Source organism: Devosia sp. LjRoot16 (assembly GCF_964252795.1).
In the GTDB taxonomy this organism is placed as follows: Bacteria; Pseudomonadota; Alphaproteobacteria; order Rhizobiales; family Devosiaceae; genus Devosia_A.
This window is the reverse complement of the sequence record NZ_CAXUPH020000001.1, coordinates 912,687-930,759: the sequence shown is the minus strand read 5'-3', so window position 1 is coordinate 930,759 and position 18,073 is coordinate 912,687. Positions and strand designations below refer to the sequence as shown.

Here is an 18,073-nt window from a genome sequence, read left to right as displayed (position 1 = left end):
CTCAGAGATCATTGCTCTGCGGCAGGATGACCAGGTCGCGGATCGTCACCTTGCGCGATCGGGTCAGCATGAACAGCACCGCTTCCGCCACCTCGGTCGGCTCCATCAGGTCGCCGGCCGCCAGGGCCGCCTCGAGCTTCTCCTTGGGCCAGTCGCTCAGCAGCGCCGTGACCACCGGCCCCGGCTGGACGGCGCCGACGCGGATGCCGTGCTGTTTCACCTGCCGGCGCAGGGTGTGCACGAACGCCTGCATGGCGTGCTTGGACGCGGTGTAGATCGGCTCGCCGACCACCGGCACCACGCCGGCCACTGAGCTGGTGACGATGATGTCGCCGGTCTTTCGCTCGATCATGTGCGGCAGCACCGCGTGCACCGAGCGGAACACCGCATTGATGTTGAGGTTGAGCATGCGGTCCCACTGGTCCGGGTCGCCAGCGGCGAAATCGCCCCCGACATAGGCGCCGGCATTGGCGTGGAAAATGTCGAGCTGTCCCGTCTGCTCGAGAATTCCCGGCAGCATCTGCGCCACGCTTCTGGGCTCGGTGAGGTCGATCACCAGCGGCATGGCGTTGGGGCCGAGCTCAGCAGAGAGCTGCTGCAGCTTGTCGGCGGCGCGGTCGATCAGCACGACGCGCGCCCCGGCGGCAAGCAGCGTCCGCGCGCATTCGAGCCCGATCCCCGATGCGGCGCCGGTGATCGCCGCGACTTTTCCGTTGAGGTTGGCGCTCATTGCATTTTCCCCGATTGCTGCGTCCTTGATGCCAATGCGTCATCGGCGGCGGCAAGCGCCGCCGGCAGTCCCTCCGCGCCCATGGCGACACTGAAGGCCCCCGCCGCCTTGAGCAGGGCGCGTCGCCCCGGTCGCGGATCGGCCGGATCGACAAAGCCGATCGGCACCATGCCGGCGGCGACCGCCGAACTGATGCCATGCGGGCTGTCATCCACCATGACGCAGTGCGCCGGATCCACCGCGAGCTCTTTGGCGCAGTAAAGCAGCAGGTCGGGCGCCGGCTTCGGCCGCTTCACCTGTTCGGCGCTGAACACGAACGGCGCAAAGCTCTGCCATAGCGGCAGCTGCCCCAGGCTCGCACCCAGCCGCTCCAGCGTGCTGTTGGAGGCGACGCATTTCGGCCGCTCGAGCGCCGCAACCACCTCGGCAATTCCCGGCATGGCGGTGAGCGTCGTGGCAAACTCGGCATAGAGCCGCTGGTGCCAGCCGGTGAACAGGCCCTCGAGATCCTCGAGCCCATAATCGCGCGCGCACATGGCGCGGATATCCCGCTCGGAATTGCCGGTAAAGCGTCGATGCGCCTCCTGCGGCGTGATGGCGACCCCGGCCGCCGCCAGCGCTTCGGCCAGCGTGCGGCTGGCGATCGGCTCGCTGTCGATCAGCACACCGTCGCAGTCGAAAATCACCAGCCCGATATGGTCGAGCGTCGCCGCCGCGCTGGGCGGCCTCAAATCGGAAATCATCACGCCTCAGCGCCCCGGATGCTGACGGCCCGATCGGGGCGGTCGGTGGTGATCTGGCGGATCGGCTTGTCGAGCCACAACTTCAGGTCCGCCTCTTCGTTCGGCACCCAGGCGCCCAGCCGCTCGAGCGGTACTTGGGCCGTGATGGCGTCCCATTCGGCGAGCAGCAGGCTCTTTTCCACCGCGACGATGTCGGAGAGCTCGAGCATGGTGCTGAGCCCCGCCTTGAGCCCCAGCCGATCGGCCGAGTTGCGGTCGAACGACGACAGCCGGCGGATATGCGGCGCGGCCCGGCCGATCTCGACCAGGATCTCTTCGTGAAAGCTGGTGAGGATGCTGCGCTCGGCCAGCCCGAACCGGTCGATCAATGCCGCAGCTTGCGCTTCGAGCCCCGGATAGGCGGCGTGTCCGACGCCGGCCTTCAGCTCCACATGCAGCTCCATCGTGCCATCACGGAAGATCTCGAGCACCTCCTCGAGCGTCGGAACCGCCTCGCCGTCGCTGTCCTTGAGCCGGACGTTGCGGTGCTCTCCCGCCGGGAGCGCCGCGACAGGGCCGCTGTGGTCAGTGGTGCGGTCGAGCGTCGGATCGTGGATCACCAGCAGCTCGCCGGCGGTCGTCAAATGCACGTCGAACTCGACGCCCTCGACCGGCATCGCCTTCAGCTTTCGAAAGCCGGAGAGCGAGTTCTCCGGCCACAGGTTCCGGCCACCGCGGTGGCCGATGATCATTACCATCGTAGAGTTCCTTCAGGGGTAGACATGAGCAGGCACTGACTGCGCTGAAGCGCTGACAGTTGTCGGAGGGCCTTCTCCCCTTGTGGGAGAAGGTGGCCGAAGGCCGGATGAGGGGTATCTCTCCGCGTACTGGGTCGCTCCTCGCTTCGCTCGGATCGCGCTACACTGCGTTGCGCGGTACCCCTCATCCGGCGCTGCGCGCCACCTTCTCCCACAAGGGGAGAAGGCAGGAGGTGCCCACTGCCGCCACCGGCGATCGCCCCGCCCTCTGGACGGAGCAGGGGTTGACGAGCCGGCTCCCGCACCGAACTCTCCTCGCGCCGGTACACCTCACTTCCCCGCATCGACCAACCCGCGGGTGAACCAGCGCTGCATGATGAGGATTACGAGCGCCGGCGGCAGCATGACGAACAAAGCCGCGCTCATCGCGATGTTCCAGGCCGGCGCCGCGTCGGAGACCGGAACCAGCTCCTTCAGCCCCAGGATCGCGGTCTGCATTTCCGGGCCGGTGGTGAACAGCAGCGGCCACAGATACTGGTTCCAGCCGAACAGGAAGAGGATGATGCCGAGCGCCGCGATATTGGCGCGCGACAGCGGCAGCAGCACATGCCAGAAAAAGCGCAGCGGCCCCGCCCCGTCGAGCTTGGCCGCTTCGCACAGCTCGTCCGGCACGGTCAAAAAGAACTGGCGGAACAGGAACGTTGCCGAGGCTGAGGCGATCAGCGGCAGGATCAGCCCGGCATAGGAGTTGACGAGGTTCCACTGCAGCGCCGCCTCGAGCCGGTAGCCGGTGAGGCTCTCGACCAGCCCCGAAAGCCCGATCGTGCCGACCACCCAGCGCAGCGGCCCGCCGGCATCGGCCACCGCCTCGTAGGTCGGAATGATACGCACTTCGACGGGCAGCATCAGCGACACGAAGATCAGCCAGAACGCCGTCATCCGGAACGGGAAGCGGAAATAGGTGATGGCGAAGGCGGCGAGCAGCGACACGACGAGCTTGCCCACCACGATCCCGAGCGTCACGATGATCGAGTTGAGGAAGGCGCGCGAGAAATTGCCCTCGTTCCAGGCGGTGGCGAGGTTGTCGATGAGGTGCGCCCCCGGCAGCAGCGGGAACGGCGTCTGCTGCACTTCCTGCAGCGTCAGCGAGCCGGCCACGAGGGCGAAATAGAGCGGCAGGCAGACCGCCGCGGCGCCGATGAGCAGCACCGCATGGCAGAAGATCGAGAGCGTCAGGCTACGGCCCACCATCGCTACACCCCGTAATTGACTTTGCGCTCGAGGGCGCGGAACTGCAGCACCGTGAACACCACGGCGACGATCATCAGCACCACCGACTGGGCGGCCGACGAGCCGAGGTCGAGCTGCACGAAGCCATCCTGGTAGACCTTGTAGACGAGGCTGTTGGTCGCCCCGGCCGGCCCACCGCGCGTCATCGCGTCGATGACGCCAAAGGTCTCGAACAGCCCGTAGACGAAGTTCATGACGATGAGAAAGAAGATGGTCGGGGTGATCAGCGGCACCGAGATGGCGAAGAACCGCCGGATATGCCCGGCGCCGTCGAGCGTCGCCGCTTCGAGCAGCGAGGCCGGCACCGCGAGCAGTGCTGCGACGAGGAAGATGTAGTCGTAGCAGACATGCTTCCAGACCGAGGCGATGATCACCAAGAGCTGCGCATCGAACGGCCGCCGGTTCGGGTCCCACGGAATGCCGATCGCCTGCAGCATCTCGGCAATCGGCCCGACCGCCGGGTTGAACAGGAAGGCCCAGATCACCCCGGAGATTACCGGCGCGATGGCATAGGGCATCAGGATAATGCTGCGATAGAGGCCGCGGCCGCGGATCACATAATCGGTGGCAAAGGCGAACAGCCCCGCGAGCCCGAGCGTCAGGACGTTCTGCACCACCGAGAACCACAGCGTGAACACCGCGCTGTCGCGGTAGTCGGTGCTGGCGAACAGGGCGAGGAAATTGTCGAGCCCGACGAAGATCTGGATGCCGCCGAACGGATCGACCTGCACGAAGGCCAGCGACAGCGCCTTGTAGGACGGAATGAAAAAGAAGAAGACGAGGATCAGCAGCTGCGGCGTCAGCAGCCCCGCGGCCAGCCACGGCTGCTTGAAATGCGCGGTCTTCAGCCCGGCGCGCGAGGCGCGCGGGAACAGCCGGCCGAGCGCCAGCCCGCCGGAGGTTCGGGGACGGCGGCTGGCGCCGCCCCCGATCTCGATGCTGCCATCAGCCGCCGGCATGGAGCTTCTCATACTGGCGGAGGATCTGGTTGCCCTGCTCGACCGCCGCGTCGAGCGCCTGCTGCGCCGTCTTCTCGCCGGTCCACACGCTCTGCACTTCCTTGACCAGCAGCTGCATCGACTGGTTGTGATTGCCGAAGCGGAAGCCGCGCGAATTGTCGGTCGGCGTGCCGCGGCTCAGCTGCAGGATGGCGATTTCCCGGGTCGGGTGCTCGTCATAATAGCCATCCGCCTTGATCGCCTCATAGGCCGTCATCGTCACCGGCACATAGCCGGTTTCCTTGCTCCACCAGGCCTGCGTCGCCGGCGAGGCAACGAAATCGAGGAACGCTGCGGCGCCGGCATATTCGGCGTCCGTCTCGCCCTTCATTACCCACAGGGCGCCGCCGCCGATGGTGCTGTTCTTGGGCTCGACCCCTTCTTCGTGCGGCAGGAAGGTGGCGCTCCAGTTGAACTTGGCGGTCGACTCGACGCCGGCATGCGCCGCGGTCGAGGCAACGAAGGTCGAGCACTGGCCCGAGGTGAACAGCTGGTCGGGGGCGAGGCCCTGTCCGGCGAGCTGCAGCACGCCATCGTTCATCCAGCTCTGCAGCCGTTCGAGCTGGCCCACCACCATCGGGCTCTGGTTGAAGATGAACTCGGTATCGAGCCCGCCAAAACCGTTGGCCTTGGTGCCCCAGGGCTGATCCTGGATGGCGGCGTAGTTCTCCAGCATGCTCCAGAAGAAATCGTTGGCCAGCACCATCGAGCAGTCGGACACGCCCTTTTCCTTGATGGCGCGCAGCTGGGTGTCGATCTCCTGCCAGGTCTCGCCGGGCTTATCGAAGCCGGCCGCCTTGAAGTGGTCGGCGTTGTACCAGAAGATCGGCGTCGAGCTGTTGAACGGCATCGCCGCGGGCTTGCCGTCGACGAGGAAGAAGCCGGCGACCGGGGCGACGAAATCGTCCCACTTGATGTCATAGCCCTGCTTTTCCATCAGCTCGGGCACCGGCACCACGGCGCCGGAATTGAGCATGGTGAGAAAGCCGCGTTCGGCCGCCTGCACCAGGGTCGGCTGCTGGCCGACGCGATAGGCGGCCACCATCGCCGCCATGGTCTCTTCGTAATTGCCCTTGTTGATGCCGACCAACTCGTACTTGTCCTGGCTGGCGTTGAAATCGACGATCAGCTTGTCGACGATTTCGGCCAGCCGGCCACCCAGCGCGTGCCACCACTCGATCTTGGTGCGCTCCTGCGCGAGTGCTCCGCCTGCCTGCAAGACCAGCGCAGCCACGGCAGCGCCGGCCAGCAGCCGGCCGATCACGGCACCATGGCCGCGTTTGTTGCCTGTCATTTTTCTCTCCTCTCGAGCCTCGCCGTCTTTCCTTGGCCGGTTGCTCCGGCGTGACCCGCTTCATGGCGGCGAGGAGACGAAGGCTAGTGGTCACCGTTTACAAATGTCAAGCGTCTGTTACAAATGTATGACACTGCCATGGAGATGCGATTGACAGCCGACCCGGGAGTCATGTCCATGCTGAGCCGGGCCTGAGGGCGAGGGGCGAAACAGCGTGGCAATACCAGCGCCGCAGGGCATGTCGGACGAGCAGATGCAGGTGCGCGTCGTCTGGCTCTATTTCATGGAGGGGCGGACCCAGGGCGAGATCGCCGATGCGCTCTCCACCAACCGCCTGCGCGTCAACCGCATCATCAGCGAGGCCCGGCGCACCGGCCTCGTCACCATCACGCTCAACTCCAAACTCGCCTCATGCGTCGAGCTCGAGCAGCAGCTGATCAAGGCTTTTGGGCTCAAACGCGCCATCATCGTTCCCACCCCTGAGGACCCGGCGCTGGTGCCGGTGCTGCTGGGGCAGGCGACCGCCGATTATGTCGGCCAGCTGCTGGCCGATGGCACCATGACCGGGGTCGGCGTCGGCTGGGGCACGACGCTGCGCGAAACGGTGCGGCACATGCCGTCGCTGAAGCGCCCCGAGCTGCTGGTCAACTCGGTGATGGGCGGGCTGACCCGCGGCATCGAGATCAACACCTTCGACATCGCCGGCGATCTGGCGCGGCACCTCGGCGCCGATTGCGCCTATCTCGCGGCCCCGATCTATGCCGGCAGCCCGCAATCGCACGACGCCATCATGACCCAGGATGTGTTCCAGGAGGCGTTCGAGCGCATCGGACGCAACGACCTGATCCTCCTGACCATCGGCGATATGACCGAGCGCTCGCTGCTGATGCGCTATGGCCTGCCGCGCGACGTCAGCATCGACGAGCTGGTGGCGGCGGGCGCGGTGGGCGATGTGATGGCGCAGTTCGTCGACACCGCCGGCCAGCCCATCGACCACCCGATCAACCGCCGCGCCATCGCCCTGCCGCTCGAAGCCTTGCGCAAAGTCCCCAACGTGGTCTTCGCCTCAGGCGGCGCCAACAAGACCCACGCCATTGCCGCTGTCCTCCGCTCCGGGCTGGGGAGCGCGCTGGTGTGCGATGAGGCGACGGCTCGGGCGGCGATGGGGATTGCGCTGGGAGCGGTGGGGTAGGGGTGATTTGGTACGATGTGGCGGGCAGCGGTCGCGACTGGGCGGCGGCACCGACATCAACCGCGCCCTCGCCCAGGGGATGATCCGCCAACCCGGCAAGACCCACCTGATCCCGATCTCGATGAGAGCAGCGACCGCGAGCAGTTGCTGGGCACGCGCGACGCTGGTGGTGGCGTCGCTTGTGGTTCACAGCAGCCAGTTGATTTCTGTGGGAGTCTCGATGCGTCGAAACTGAACGGATCTTTTAGAGCGTGCGGCGTCGCGCGAGCATCGACTATACTGGCAATATGAGTCATGACGATAGAATTGCGGAGATAATAGCTGGCGGCGAACGCAACGCCGAAGCAATGAAGCTGATGCATAACTGGTGTGCTCACGCTCGTGCGAAGCGCATGGGCGGGGTTGGAATGGTCGAAGAAATGACCAAGCTTCCAATCGGCAACTTCTCGGTCGAGTGCGACCATGCTCCGACCGGAAGTATCGCGGCTTATGATTTCGGGGAGTCCGTCCTCGATTTCTATGATCGCAACTGCGCCGGCTGCACGGTCAGGCAGCCAGTTGGGCTTCCCAATCTTTCGACTCTTGTCGCGCAACGAGATGCGGCGCGAAAGCAAGCCGAGGCTCACGCCAAGGCTGATAGGCTGGTCGCGGAGCACGCCCTAGCAACGCGTAGCAAGGCGCGCATGGCGTTGCGAAATGACCTCGACCCAGTCAATCAGGCGCTGATAGACGACTTCGACGCCTACGACCGGGCGCATCAGGAAGTTGATTACAGGCGACTGGTTGAGGCCGCCAAAATGGCTCCTGAGCGGTTCGACTCGCGCGTGGTAGATTTGTTGTTCAATCAAGCGACCGAGGCGACATTAATCGCGATGCTGGCGCTCGAAGTGGGCTGGGCTGTTGCTCCGACTGAACAACGGCTTTTGCTCCTTGCCGAACAGCTCTTTCGAAGGGGTATTGCGAACGACAGCGCCCCGCGGGTTCTCATAGCCAATCTCAGTAAGTTGGCCGAAGCAAGAATTGTCGCCCTGGTGCCTTCGGCCGCAGAACTAGCAAGCCCGGAACACACTCCACTTTCCCACGGCAGTCAGGTTCGCGCCGACCGCTCGTTGCTTATTGCATTGTGGGACGCGGCTCCGGACGCCGTTAGGCAGGGTATCGAACAGTTGCTGGATCGCCACACGACAGCTGCATCACAGCTGGTGGGGCGAACGCTGTGCGTAATCCTCGACCGCGATCCGAGTTCGGCCAGGAATTTCTTGCGTTCGGCCGCAGGTCGGTATGTTCGGGCTACGCAGATACTCCCCGACTTGGATGAATATCACGACCTCGGCGAGGTAGCCTCAGCGCTCGATCTGATGATGGATCTAGAACCAGAGGAGCTCGATAGAGTCCTTCAAGGGCTTAGCCTCGGCGCTACCATCGAGGCCACTAGAAACATCGCCAAGTTGTACGGGCTAATGTGGCGTTCGCGTACTGATCGAGAGGGCAGGAGCGAGTTTCCTCAGAGCAGGTTCCGAATAGGGCTCGAGCGTCTTGTTTCGCTTCCGTTGCAGGCATTCGACCACGAAGTTCTACAAACAGTCTCTGGGGCTTTCCGGTATCCACCTGCCGAGGCGTGGCCATTGATCGCCGACCGAGCGGACAGACTTGTCGGCGAGGCCTTACTGATCGATGAAAAGCTCGCTGTCTTCGAAGCGAGTCGTAGCGATAAGGCACCATTTCTTCAGCAACTCGAGTGGCAGAACCTGCGTCAGGCCACGTTCAATGTCGCCGAGTGCTTCCTTAAGGCTGCTGCCAAGGCATCCAGAAGCGAACCCGCCAGATCGCGTTTCCTGGATGCGGTCAGGGCAATTCCGGAGGACCGAGCCCTGCTGCGGGCCATCGCGTGCCGAGTGGCCATGGAACTGGCCAGTGACGTAGACGGCCTGAGAGCTGTGCTGCCAATCCTATATTCTGCCCTTGTAGGCGCGAGTGTATATGGACGTGCGGAGGCCGCGACCGGTCTGTCAGAGCTCCCGGCGTACGGACGACAGAACCTCCCGTCGTTGGTTCACGAGGCATTTTGCGTGCTGCTTATGGACCAGTATGTCATGGTCCATAAGCACGCAGTCAGTTCCTTGAGCCGAATATCGCTCCCGGAAGCCTTTCGGTTCCGGGCGGCCTACGCTTTGTACAATCTCGTGAAGGTCTACTCCGACGAAAAGTCCGACAGTGCCTTCCTTGTCGATTGTGTTGATGCACTGGCCCGATTTGCCAGTGATTTGCCGGAACCGGACAACATTCGTGATTTCTGCTGCCAAGCCGTGCTCAAAGCCGAACCGGTCTTTGTACGCTCCCATACGAGGAGTCTTCGGCATTCTCTTAGTGCGAGCGACGACTTTGCGTTGGTGGCCGCTCACGTGCTTCTCGAGTACCGGGGGGACTTCAATGGACGCGATGACGAAGCCAGACTGGTCAGGTCGATTACCCCACGTAGCGCGCGCAAACATTGCACTCAGCTTGTTCAGGTAGCCAAGGAGCTCGCCCCGGACGACATGTGGTTGTCCACCCAAGTTGTGGATGTCCTGTACTGCGCCGGCCTTGCTTCCGAGGCGGACGTGCTACTTGACTACATGGCGCAGATCTATCGCAGCACAGTCAAGGATGAACGGCGCGCCTTGTTTGTCAGCTATCCCTTGGTAGCGTATCGGATGGAGGCTGCTCTTGCGGCCGGCGATGTTCAGCGGTGGACGGAGCTAGCAGCTGATTGGTCAGCGATGACCGAGCGCGAAAAGGTGTTGCTGGAGGACATACGTGCACGCGATTCTCGAAGCCGTTTTTCCTTCCCGCATTAGCGCAGTCAGGGCGCTTCTCGCGGAGCCGGGTCCGAGCACTGTGACGGCTTTGCGAGAGGCTGGGGAAGGCATTCGCGATTCGATCTCGAGGCTTCACGATACTGCCAGCCAGGCCGATTGGCAGGCCCTAGCAGAGGCGGTTTCGATCGGCGCCAAACTCCATAGCTGGTATCAAACAGTCCGAACAGGTGAGGCGGACGCCGACCGGTTTCTACGCGCGGCCCGACTTCAGCTGTCCGAGTGGCAGACATCCGACCCCAGTTATGGTCACGACCTCAGATTAAGGCTGGCACCCATCATGGGAGACTTCCCTGCGACGGGTGTTGGATCGATCGTCAAGCAACTCGCTTATGTGCCTTTTCCCGTGACGATCTTCACCGACGAACCGCCGCGCTCTGGACGTTGGCGTGATGACACTGAGAGGCCCTCTACTGAGTTGGCGGTGGCCTTCCTGGAGTTCCGGATTGATGGAAGGGAGGCGGCAGTGACGCATCGCCTCTCGCCTAACGAACTGCACGACCTCGAGATAAAGCTACGCGTCTCGCGATGGCCCGAAGAAGCAAAGCGGTTGTCGCTAAAGCCAATCTCGGTCGAACCGGACTTTGTTTGGACTCTTCCCGAATTCGACTTTGTGCGACCCGACGGTGCCGCTCCCTTCACTTTGGAAGCGCACGGCCGCCTATCAATTCAACAGCGGATAGCAGTTGGGGCAAGGCCACTGGAGTTCCTATATGCGGCAGAGTTCCAGCCGGTTGGCACAGAGCAACCAGTAGCGATCGCTGGACAGCGCAGCCTGAGACTAGACAGCTCCGAAGTGAGCGGTCATTCCGAAACGGGATATCCTTCACTTGACGCCAAACTGGTCACCGTGCGCGACAAACTGAGGGGCGAACCACGCATCCCCGAGAACGAAATTGGGACGGCACTACACCTCTTCAAACCTCTGGCCAACCTGGTCGGGCAAGCAGTGCAGGACAATCTCTTTCCTGAGGCGCTCCAGGAGGCGGCCTTCGAAAGGCTTGTGACACAGCATCTTCGGCGACACCCGGAAGTTGGCGTGGAGTTGGAGGTACAGGCACACACGGGCGGCGGTCGCACCGATCTGTCGTTTCGCCAGATGCGCATTGAGCTGAAGGTGAAGAACGACGCCTTGCTAACTCGCGAGGACCTCACGAGGTACTCCCTCCAAGCCGCCGCCTATGCGGTCAGCTCAGACAAAGCGATGGCAATACTCTGCGTTCTGGATGGATCCAAGAAGGACGCTCCACCGATCACGATGGCGGAGGCAATCCAGGTTGTCCCGGTTCAGTCGGGTGATCGCCCCGTGTACGTGATCGCATTCATCGTCCAGGGTAACCTCGCGAAGCCGAGCTCGCTTTCTCGGTAACCGGGAAGGCCGGACGCATCACCTTTGTACGTCAGGTCCTTTTGAGCTGGCCCATCAGGCAGCCGTTGGATAACTCAGGCGACCGCCCCCCAGTACGAAACGGACGCTGCCCCTCCTACTCATCCCCCATCTTCAGCGCCTTGATGAACGCTTCCTGCGGGATTTCGACGCTGCCGAACTGGCGCATCTTTTTCTTACCGGCCTTCTGCTTCTCGAGCAGTTTCCGCTTACGCGTCGCGTCGCCGCCATAGCACTTCGCCGTCACATCCTTGCGCATGGCGCGGACGGTTTCGCGGGCGATGATCTTGCCGCCGATGGCGGCCTGGATCGGGATCACGAACAGGTGCGGCGGGATCAGGTCCTTGAGCTTTTCGCACATGATGCGGCCGCGCGTTTCGGCGACATTGCGGTGCACCAGCATCGAAAGCGCGTCGACCGGCTCGGCGTTGACCAGGATCGAGAGCTTCACCAGGTCGCCCTCGCGGTAATCGGCGAGCGTATAGTCGAAGCTGGCATAACCCTTCGAGATCGACTTCAGCCGATCGTAGAAATCGAACACCACCTCGTTGAGCGGCAGGTCGTACTCGACCATGGCGCGGTTGCCGACATAGGTCATGTTGCGCTGGATGCCGCGCCGATCCTGGCAGAGCTTCAGGATCGAGCCGAGATACTCATCGGGAGTGAGGATGGTGGCCTTGATCCACGGCTCGCTGATGTGGTCGATGCGCACCACGTCCGGCAGGTCGGCCGGGTTGTGCAGCAGCAGCGTCTCGCCATTGGTGAGGTGCACCTCGTACACCACCGATGGCGCAGTGGCGATCAGATCGAGGTTGAACTCGCGGCTCAGCCGTTCCTGGATGATTTCGAGGTGCAACAGCCCGAGGAAGCCGCAGCGGAAGCCGAAGCCGAGCGCGGCCGAGGTTTCCATCTCGTAGCTGAAGCTCGCATCGTTGAGCCGCAGCTTGCCCATGGCGGCGCGCAGCTCTTCGAAATCCGAGGCGTCGACCGGGAACAAGCCGCAGAACACCACCGGTTGCGCCGGGCGGAAGCCGGGGAAGGCGCTGGCGGTCGGGCGGCGATCGTCGGTGATGGTGTCGCCGACATTGGTATCGGCCACTTCCTTGATCGAGGCGGTGAAAAAGCCGATCTCGCCGGGGCCGAGTTCGCCGATATCGACCAGTTTCGGGGTGAACACACCGACGCGGTCGAGCTCGTACGCCGCGTTGGCATTCATCATCCGGATCTTCTGGCCCTTCTTCACCGTGCCATCGATGACGCGGATCAGCACCACGACGCCCAGGTAAGTGTCGTACCAGCTGTCGACCAGCAGCGCCTTCAGCGGCGCGTTGATATCGCCCTTCGGCGCCGGCAGGCGCTCGACGATCGCTTCCAGCACCTTGTCGATGTTGAGGCCCGACTTGGCGGAAATCTCCACTGCGTCCGAGGCGTCGATGCCGATCACGTCCTCGATCTGCTGCTTGACGCGCGGGATATCGGCGGCCGGCAGGTCGATCTTGTTGAGCACGGTCACCAGCTCATGGTTGGCATCCATGGCGTGGTAGACATTGGCGAGGGTCTGCGCCTCGACGCCCTGGCTGGCATCGACGACCAGCAGCGAGCCCTCGACGGCGGCCAGCGACCGGCTGACTTCATAGGCGAAGTCGACATGGCCGGGCGTGTCAATCAGGTTGAGGATATAGGTCTCGCCGTCGCTGTGCTTGTAGGTCAGCCGAACGGTCTGCGCCTTGATGGTGATGCCGCGCTCCCGCTCGATATCCATCGAGTCGAGCACCTGCTCCTTCATCTCGCGCAGCTCGAGGCCGCCCGTGAGCTGGATCAGCCGATCGGCGAGCGTCGATTTGCCATGGTCGATATGGGCGACGATGGAGAAGTTGCGAATATGGTCGAGCGGTACGGACATGGGCCGCTGATACCAGAGCCGGGTGACGGGGCAAAGATGGTTTATCGGGGGTTAACAGCAGCAGATGCGTAGCAATCGCCCCGCCGCGATGACGTGACCGCGCCGCGCCCGGGCGTGCTAGGCTTCCCCGCGGCGCGATGGACAGCCCGGCCACGCGCTGATCCCCGCGAGGCGCGGGGGTTGGATCAGAGCGGGCAGGGGGCGGAAAATGGCAGACAGCAGCGACTACGCAGCGCGTTTCGACGTCGATTACCCCGGCCAGATGGACCGGCTGACCACCTTCTTCCGCCTGATCTGGGCGATCCCGATCCTCATCGTGCTGGGCCTCCTCTCCGATACCGGCGGCTACTATTATTACGATGCGGCCGGCAACGCGGTGAAATCGGCGGGCGGCGGCATCACCGCTGGGCTGTTCCTCGCTACCGTGCTGATGCTGGTGTTCCGGCAGTTTTATCCGCGCTGGTGGTTCGATTTCGGCGTCGAGCTGGCGCGCTTCGGCGCCCGGGTCAGCGCCTATCTGTTCCTGCTGACCGACAAGTACCCCTCGACGGTCGACGCGCAATCCGTGCACCTCGAGGTCGCCTATCCCGAGGCGGCAGAGCTCAACCGCTGGCTGCCGCTGGTCAAATGGCTGCTGGCGATCCCGCACTACATCGTTCTGGCAGTGCTCGGCCTCGTCGCCCTGCTGGTGACGATCGTCGCCTGGTTCGCCATCCTGTTCACCGGCGCCTATCCACGCGGCATGTTCGATTTCGTCGTCGGCGTCGGCCGTTGGGCCACCCGGGTCTGGGCCTATGCGTTCCTCCTCGTCACCGATGTCTACCCGCCGTTCAGCCTGCGCTAGCAAGGGAATAAAAGCCTGACACGCCCTGGCAGGGTAACTGCGCTACATGGCTTCCGGAACGCTGGGCTGAGCCGGATTCGGCCGGTCGGCAGCGTCACTGGAGGGATGAGATGGATTCGGAGACTCGGCGCGGCTTTGCGTTCAACCATGGCGACTGGGTGGTCACCAACCGGCGGCTCAAGGCCCGCGGCGTCGGCTCAACCGAGTGGGACGTCTTCACCTCTTACGAGACGGCGCAACTGCTGCTTGGCGGCATGGTGTCGGTGGATGAGAGCGACTTCCCCACCAAGGGCTTCAAGGGCATGACGCTCAGGATCTACAACCCCGAGCGCGACGAGTGGGCGATCTACTGGATCAATTCGGAGAAAGGCGTGCTGGAGCCGCCGGTGTTCGGCCGCTTCGAATTCGGCCGCGGCAGCTTTGCCGGCGACGACATGGATGGCGAGAGGCCGGTCAAAGTGTTGTTCGACTGGAGCGGCACCGACACCGAAACCCCCCGCTGGAGCCAGGCCTTTTCCTACGATGGCGGCGACAGCTGGGAGACCAACTGGATCATGGAGTTTAGGCGGCCGGAGTAGGGGGCGGGGGAAAGGGCGGGCCTCCATCTCACCTCCCCACCGGTGTCATCCCAGCGAAAGCTGGGACCCAACTCGCAGCCCGCACCAGCGGAGAAATGGGTCCCAGCTTTCGCTGGGATGACATCGAGTTGGTGGAGCAATCGTGCCAAGTTAGCGTGGCCCAACCCGCCAAAACCGGGTCGCTTCCCCCCACCAGCTCCGGCAAATGTCTCCCCCAGCAAAGGAGACCGCCATGACCCTGCATTATTCCGGAATGCCCTCTGATCTCGCCGCCGCCTACCGCGCCGGCGCCCCCGACGCCAATGGCCAGGCGCCGGAGCGGCGCATCTCCGATGGCGACGGAGTGCCGTGCCGGCATTGCCTCGAGAACGTCGCGGCCGGCGAGGCTTACCTCGTCCTCGCCTATCGCCCGTTCCCGGCGCCGCAGCCCTATGCCGAGCTCGGGCCGATCTTCCTCCACGCCGAGGCCTGCCCGGCCTATGAACCCGCGGCCGGCCTGCCGGAGCGCGAGCAGCGCGGCACCAGCGGTCGCATCTTGCGCGGTTACGGCGCCGACGACAGGATCGTCTACGGCACCGGGATCGTAGTGGGGAACGATGGCATCGAGGCAGCAGCAGAGGCGATCCTCGAGCGCGCGGACGTCGCTTACGTCCACATGCGCTCGGCCACCAATAACTGCTTCACCCTCCGCATCGACCGCGCAACCTGACGCGGGGTCGCCGCGTTCGGGGTTGATGCGGTTTATCCTCGCCTGCCTTTTCGCCAGCATGAGCTTTGCCGCCCTGGCGCAACAGGCAGGCGACACGACCGTGCCGCTTCCCAAGCCCCGGCCGGCCGAACTCTCCGCCGAACCGGCGGTAAAGCTGCCCCGGCATCGTCCGGCGGCAACGCCCGATAAGCCGGCCGAGACGCCCGGAAAGCCCACCGAAACGCCGGCGAAGGCCGACCCGATCGGCCCGCCGCTACCGCCCGGCGAACATGTTGCCGAGCCGGCAGAGCCGACCGCCCCGCCGCGCATCTACCAGACCGCGTGCCCCGCTGTGCTGCTCGGCAAGGTCGAGGCCAAGGCGCTGCCGCCGATCGAGGAAAAGCAGTGCGGCACCCAATCGCCGCTCTCGGTCACCGGTGTCCTCGCCAATGGGCGGATGGTGCCGGTGGCGGGCGGCGTCGAGACCGATTGCGGCATCGCCTCGGCCCTGCCGGCCTGGATCGAATCGATCGACAGCTACCTGCTGGCGCGCGACAATACGCGGATCGCCGAAGTGGTGGTTGGCACCTCCTACATGTGCCGCAACGTCAACAATGGCAGCACCGGCAACCTCAGCTTCCACGCCTTCGCCGATGCGCTCGACGTGGTCGGCTTCAAGCTCGAAGACGGCCGCTTCGTCACCGTCGAGGGCGGCTGGGCCGATGCGCTCTCACCCGAGGGCCGGCTGCTGCGCTTCGCTCACGATTCCGCCTGCGCCCATTTCACCACCGTGCTCGGCCCCGAGGCCAATGCCGAGCATCACGACCACCTGCATGTCGATCTCGGCTGCCACGGCAAGAGCTGCACGGCGCGGTTGTGTGAATAGCGTCAGGCGCTGCGGTCGGTGAATACCGCCGCGATCAGCAGCAGCAGCGCCAGGATGGTGGCCCCGAGCCGCGCCGCATGCCAGTTCCACCAGCTGTTGCGCAGCGTCTCCCAATCAGGGGGAAGGGCATCGGTGGACCAGCCCATCACCGCGTCGTTGATCGGCTGGTTGCAGAGGCGGGTGATCAGCCCGGCGGCGACGAGGCCGAGCGCCGCGGCGCCATAGAGCATCAGCACTGTCGGCCGCTGGCGCGCCAGCACGGCCAGGACGACGACCACGACGATCGCCGCAAGCCCCATCAGCGGCAGCAGCGTATTGAGGCCGCGCACCGCGCCCTGCTGTACTTCGACAAAGGTGGACGGCGAATAGCGGGTAATGTCGTAGCCGAACCAGATTCCGTACATACTGCCGGCCAACAGGCCCACGAGCAGCAGGGAAAGCGCTTGTCCGATGGTGGATAGATAGCCGAGGCCAGGCATAGGATAGGGCTCCTCTCGACGCTGGAGCTGTAATTACAATACAGTATCACTGTAGTCAATATGGTAGCGACATAGCGAATTGACCGAGCAGCCCGAACCCCGCCGGAAATACCAGTCCCGCCTGCGCCAGCAGCAGGCCGCCGATACGCGTGGCGCCATCGTCACGGCGGCGCGCCAGCTGTTCGTTACCAATGGCTGGCAGGGGACGACCATCGCTGCCGTGGCCCGCGTCGCAGGGGTATCGGCGGAGAGCGTCTACGCGGTGTTCGGCAACAAATCCGCACTGCTGCTCGGGGTGGTGCAGAGCGCGGTGCGGCGTGGCGATCCGGCGACGCCGCTGGTCGAACAGGCCGGCCCGCGAGCCGTGGCAGCTGCCCACGACCAGGCCGAGGTGCTCCGGCTGTTCGCCCGCGATATCGTGCAGGTGCTCTCGGCGGTGGCCGGGATCGTGGCGGTGCTGCGCGTCGCGGCTGAAACCGACCCCGGAATGGCGAAGGTCTATGACGCCATCCACGCCGGGCGACGCGAGAACCTGGCGCTGGTGGCGAAGGCGCTGGCCGGCAAGGGGCCGTTGCGCGACGGCATGAGCGAGGCCGCGGCCCTGGCCCAGATCTGGCGCCTCGCCAGCCCCGAACTGTTTCTGATGCTGACCCGGATCGAGGGTTTTACGCCGGAGCAGTACGCCGCCTGGCTCGAGCACACGCTGGGGCAGCTGTTGCTGGCCCCCTAGGGCGTTTTCAGGAAAAGGCCCGTCCAGCCGCAAAGCGGTAGCGCCGGCACGCGAACGACGCTCCGCAAGCACCCTCAAACTCGGTGTCATCCCAGCGAAAGCTGGGACCCAATTCGCCACAGCGCAAGTGGATGGATGGGTCCCTGCTTTCGCAGGGATGACAGCCGGCGGGTGGGCAAGGTTGAGGGCAAGAACCGCCCTCGGAGTGCTTCGGGACCAACACCCCCTCAAACGATCGGCGAGTTGTCCTTGCGCATGAAGGCGACCACCATCACGGTGCCGTCTTCGAAGCGGTACTCGCCGCGGCCGCTGACGTGGTAGCCGAAGGCGGAGTAAAAACTCTTGGCGTTGAGCGAGGCGCGGACATTGAGTTCGTGCACGCCGTGGGCGCTTACCGCCGCTTCCATGGCGGCGAGCAGGGCGCGGCCGATGCCGCGGCGCGTTGCTTCCGGCGCCACGTAGCAGGCTGAGATCTCGCCGGCCTCCGGCACGACGACGCCGAAGCCGACCAGTGTGCCGTGCTGTTCGGCGACCAGCGTCAACCCGCCATCTTCCTGGGTCTCGCGATAGCGCCGCTCGGCACTGGCCAGCGTCACCGGCGGGCTCCAGTGCGCCAGTACCTCGTGCGGATAGAACGGCGCTGCCAGCTGGTGCACGGCGACGTGGTGCAGCGCAGCAATCGCCAGCGCATCACCCAGCCGGGCCGGGCGGATCACCATGGGAGCGGCGGCGTTCATCG

17 protein-coding genes are annotated in these 18,073 nt (G+C 64.4%); 8 read left to right on the top strand and 9 right to left on the bottom strand.

The features are described from left to right. Position 1: 1 nt before the first annotated feature. The 6 genes from ACSQ23_RS04415 to ACSQ23_RS04390 all read right to left on the bottom strand — a co-directional run bounded on the left by ACSQ23_RS04415 (position 2) and on the right by ACSQ23_RS04390 (position 5,792). Positions 2-730: an SDR family oxidoreductase gene (locus ACSQ23_RS04415; RefSeq protein WP_436089847.1), complete on the bottom strand. Its 729-nt coding sequence runs from the start codon at positions 728-730 to the stop codon at positions 2-4. Beyond that, positions 727-1,473 (bottom strand): HAD family hydrolase, encoded by a 747-nt coding sequence (locus ACSQ23_RS04410; protein WP_436089846.1) that lies wholly within the window; start codon positions 1,471-1,473, stop codon positions 727-729. The genes ACSQ23_RS04415 and ACSQ23_RS04410 overlap by 4 nt, the downstream gene beginning before the upstream one ends. Next, positions 1,473-2,210: a glycerophosphodiester phosphodiesterase family protein gene (locus ACSQ23_RS04405; protein ID WP_436089845.1), complete on the bottom strand. Its 738-nt coding sequence runs from the start codon at positions 2,208-2,210 to the stop codon at positions 1,473-1,475. Before ACSQ23_RS04405 ends, ACSQ23_RS04410 begins: the two co-directional genes overlap by 1 nt. 330 nt (positions 2,211-2,540) lie before the next feature. Further along, positions 2,541-3,461, bottom strand: coding sequence for an ABC transporter permease subunit (locus tag ACSQ23_RS04400; protein ID WP_436089844.1), 921 nt, complete (start codon positions 3,459-3,461; stop codon positions 2,541-2,543). Between the two features lie 2 nt (positions 3,462-3,463). Next, positions 3,464-4,459 (bottom strand): ABC transporter permease subunit, encoded by a 996-nt coding sequence (locus tag ACSQ23_RS04395; RefSeq protein ID WP_436089843.1) that lies wholly within the window; start codon positions 4,457-4,459, stop codon positions 3,464-3,466. Next, entirely contained in the window at positions 4,446-5,792 is a 1,347-nt protein-coding gene (locus ACSQ23_RS04390; RefSeq protein ID WP_436089842.1) for an extracellular solute-binding protein, read from the bottom strand. Before ACSQ23_RS04390 ends, ACSQ23_RS04395 begins: the two co-directional genes overlap by 14 nt. Positions 5,793-6,030: 238 nt before the next feature. On the opposite strand from ACSQ23_RS04390, the gene ACSQ23_RS04385 reads away from it, so the two are divergent. From ACSQ23_RS04385 to ACSQ23_RS04375, 3 genes are all read left to right on the top strand, one after another. After that, on the top strand, positions 6,031-6,984 hold the full coding sequence (locus ACSQ23_RS04385) for a sugar-binding transcriptional regulator (protein ID WP_436090563.1): 954 nt from the start codon (positions 6,031-6,033) through the stop codon (positions 6,982-6,984). 287 nt (positions 6,985-7,271) lie between these two features. Next, a complete protein-coding gene (locus ACSQ23_RS04380; RefSeq protein WP_436089841.1) occupies positions 7,272-9,821 on the top strand; it encodes a hypothetical protein in 2,550 nt (849 codons plus the stop codon). Further along, positions 9,781-11,208, top strand: a complete 1,428-nt coding sequence (locus tag ACSQ23_RS04375; RefSeq protein ID WP_436089840.1) for a hypothetical protein — start codon at positions 9,781-9,783, stop codon at positions 11,206-11,208. The genes ACSQ23_RS04380 and ACSQ23_RS04375 overlap by 41 nt, the downstream gene beginning before the upstream one ends. A gap of 115 nt (positions 11,209-11,323) precedes the next feature. Here ACSQ23_RS04375 and lepA read toward each other — a convergent pair whose 3' ends face one another. Next, positions 11,324-13,129 (bottom strand): translation elongation factor 4, encoded by a 1,806-nt coding sequence (gene lepA, locus ACSQ23_RS04370; RefSeq protein WP_436089839.1) that lies wholly within the window; start codon positions 13,127-13,129, stop codon positions 11,324-11,326. A gap of 208 nt (positions 13,130-13,337) precedes the next feature. Here lepA and ACSQ23_RS04365 point away from each other — a divergent pair, with 208 nt between their 5' ends. The 4 genes from ACSQ23_RS04365 (at position 13,338) to ACSQ23_RS04350 (ending at position 16,125) form a co-directional block, all read left to right on the top strand. Further along, complete coding sequence (locus tag ACSQ23_RS04365) at positions 13,338-13,973, top strand: DUF4389 domain-containing protein (RefSeq protein WP_436089838.1); 636 nt, start codon at positions 13,338-13,340, stop codon at positions 13,971-13,973. A 110-nt stretch (positions 13,974-14,083) separates the two neighbouring features. Then, positions 14,084-14,551 carry a hypothetical protein gene (locus tag ACSQ23_RS04360; RefSeq protein WP_436089837.1) on the top strand — a complete coding sequence of 156 codons (468 nt, stop codon included), beginning with the start codon at positions 14,084-14,086 and terminating at the stop codon, positions 14,549-14,551. A 232-nt stretch (positions 14,552-14,783) separates the two neighbouring features. Further along, entirely contained in the window at positions 14,784-15,260 is a 477-nt protein-coding gene (locus ACSQ23_RS04355; RefSeq protein ID WP_436089836.1) for a DUF1203 domain-containing protein, read from the top strand. Positions 15,261-15,285: 25 nt separating this feature from the next. Next, positions 15,286-16,125 carry an extensin-like domain-containing protein gene (locus tag ACSQ23_RS04350; RefSeq protein ID WP_436089835.1) on the top strand — a complete coding sequence of 280 codons (840 nt, stop codon included), beginning with the start codon at positions 15,286-15,288 and terminating at the stop codon, positions 16,123-16,125. Between the two features lie 2 nt (positions 16,126-16,127). Here ACSQ23_RS04350 and ACSQ23_RS04345 read toward each other — a convergent pair whose 3' ends face one another. Next, a complete protein-coding gene (locus ACSQ23_RS04345; protein WP_436089834.1) occupies positions 16,128-16,604 on the bottom strand; it encodes an anthrone oxygenase family protein in 477 nt (158 codons plus the stop codon). 79 nt (positions 16,605-16,683) lie between these two features. On the opposite strand from ACSQ23_RS04345, the gene ACSQ23_RS04340 reads away from it, so the two are divergent. Further along, on the top strand, positions 16,684-17,334 hold the full coding sequence (locus tag ACSQ23_RS04340) for a TetR/AcrR family transcriptional regulator (RefSeq protein ID WP_436089833.1): 651 nt from the start codon (positions 16,684-16,686) through the stop codon (positions 17,332-17,334). Between the two features lie 227 nt (positions 17,335-17,561). Here ACSQ23_RS04340 and ACSQ23_RS04335 read toward each other — a convergent pair whose 3' ends face one another. Then, positions 17,562-18,071, bottom strand: coding sequence for an N-acetyltransferase family protein (locus tag ACSQ23_RS04335; protein ID WP_436089832.1), 510 nt, complete (start codon positions 18,069-18,071; stop codon positions 17,562-17,564). Positions 18,072-18,073 lie beyond the last annotated feature (2 nt).

Bases quoted from the DNA above. Each gene is read 5' to 3' on its own strand.
- ACSQ23_RS04400 (WP_436089844.1), bottom strand. From the start codon at position 3,461: ATGGTGGGCCGTAGCCTGACGCTCTCGATCTTCTGCCATGCGGTGCTG.
- ACSQ23_RS04360 (WP_436089837.1), top strand. From the start codon at position 14,084: ATGGATTCGGAGACTCGGCGCGGCTTTGCGTTCAACCATGGCGACTGG.
- ACSQ23_RS04355 (WP_436089836.1), top strand. From the start codon at position 14,784: ATGACCCTGCATTATTCCGGAATGCCCTCTGATCTCGCCGCCGCCTAC.
- ACSQ23_RS04380 (WP_436089841.1), top strand. From the start codon at position 7,272: ATGAGTCATGACGATAGAATTGCGGAGATAATAGCTGGCGGCGAACGC.
- ACSQ23_RS04345 (WP_436089834.1), bottom strand. From the start codon at position 16,604: ATGCCTGGCCTCGGCTATCTATCCACCATCGGACAAGCGCTTTCCCTG.
- ACSQ23_RS04395 (WP_436089843.1), bottom strand. From the start codon at position 4,459: ATGCCGGCGGCTGATGGCAGCATCGAGATCGGGGGCGGCGCCAGCCGC.
- ACSQ23_RS04415 (WP_436089847.1), bottom strand. From the start codon at position 730: ATGAGCGCCAACCTCAACGGAAAAGTCGCGGCGATCACCGGCGCCGCA.
- ACSQ23_RS04390 (WP_436089842.1), bottom strand. From the start codon at position 5,792: ATGACAGGCAACAAACGCGGCCATGGTGCCGTGATCGGCCGGCTGCTG.
- lepA (WP_436089839.1), bottom strand. From the start codon at position 13,129: ATGTCCGTACCGCTCGACCATATTCGCAACTTCTCCATCGTCGCCCAT.
- ACSQ23_RS04335 (WP_436089832.1), bottom strand. From the start codon at position 18,071: ATGAACGCCGCCGCTCCCATGGTGATCCGCCCGGCCCGGCTGGGTGAT.
- ACSQ23_RS04385 (WP_436090563.1), top strand. From the start codon at position 6,031: ATGTCGGACGAGCAGATGCAGGTGCGCGTCGTCTGGCTCTATTTCATG.
- ACSQ23_RS04365 (WP_436089838.1), top strand. From the start codon at position 13,338: ATGGCAGACAGCAGCGACTACGCAGCGCGTTTCGACGTCGATTACCCC.
- ACSQ23_RS04350 (WP_436089835.1), top strand. From the start codon at position 15,286: ATGCGGTTTATCCTCGCCTGCCTTTTCGCCAGCATGAGCTTTGCCGCC.
- ACSQ23_RS04410 (WP_436089846.1), bottom strand. From the start codon at position 1,473: ATGATTTCCGATTTGAGGCCGCCCAGCGCGGCGGCGACGCTCGACCAT.
- ACSQ23_RS04405 (WP_436089845.1), bottom strand. From the start codon at position 2,210: ATGGTAATGATCATCGGCCACCGCGGTGGCCGGAACCTGTGGCCGGAG.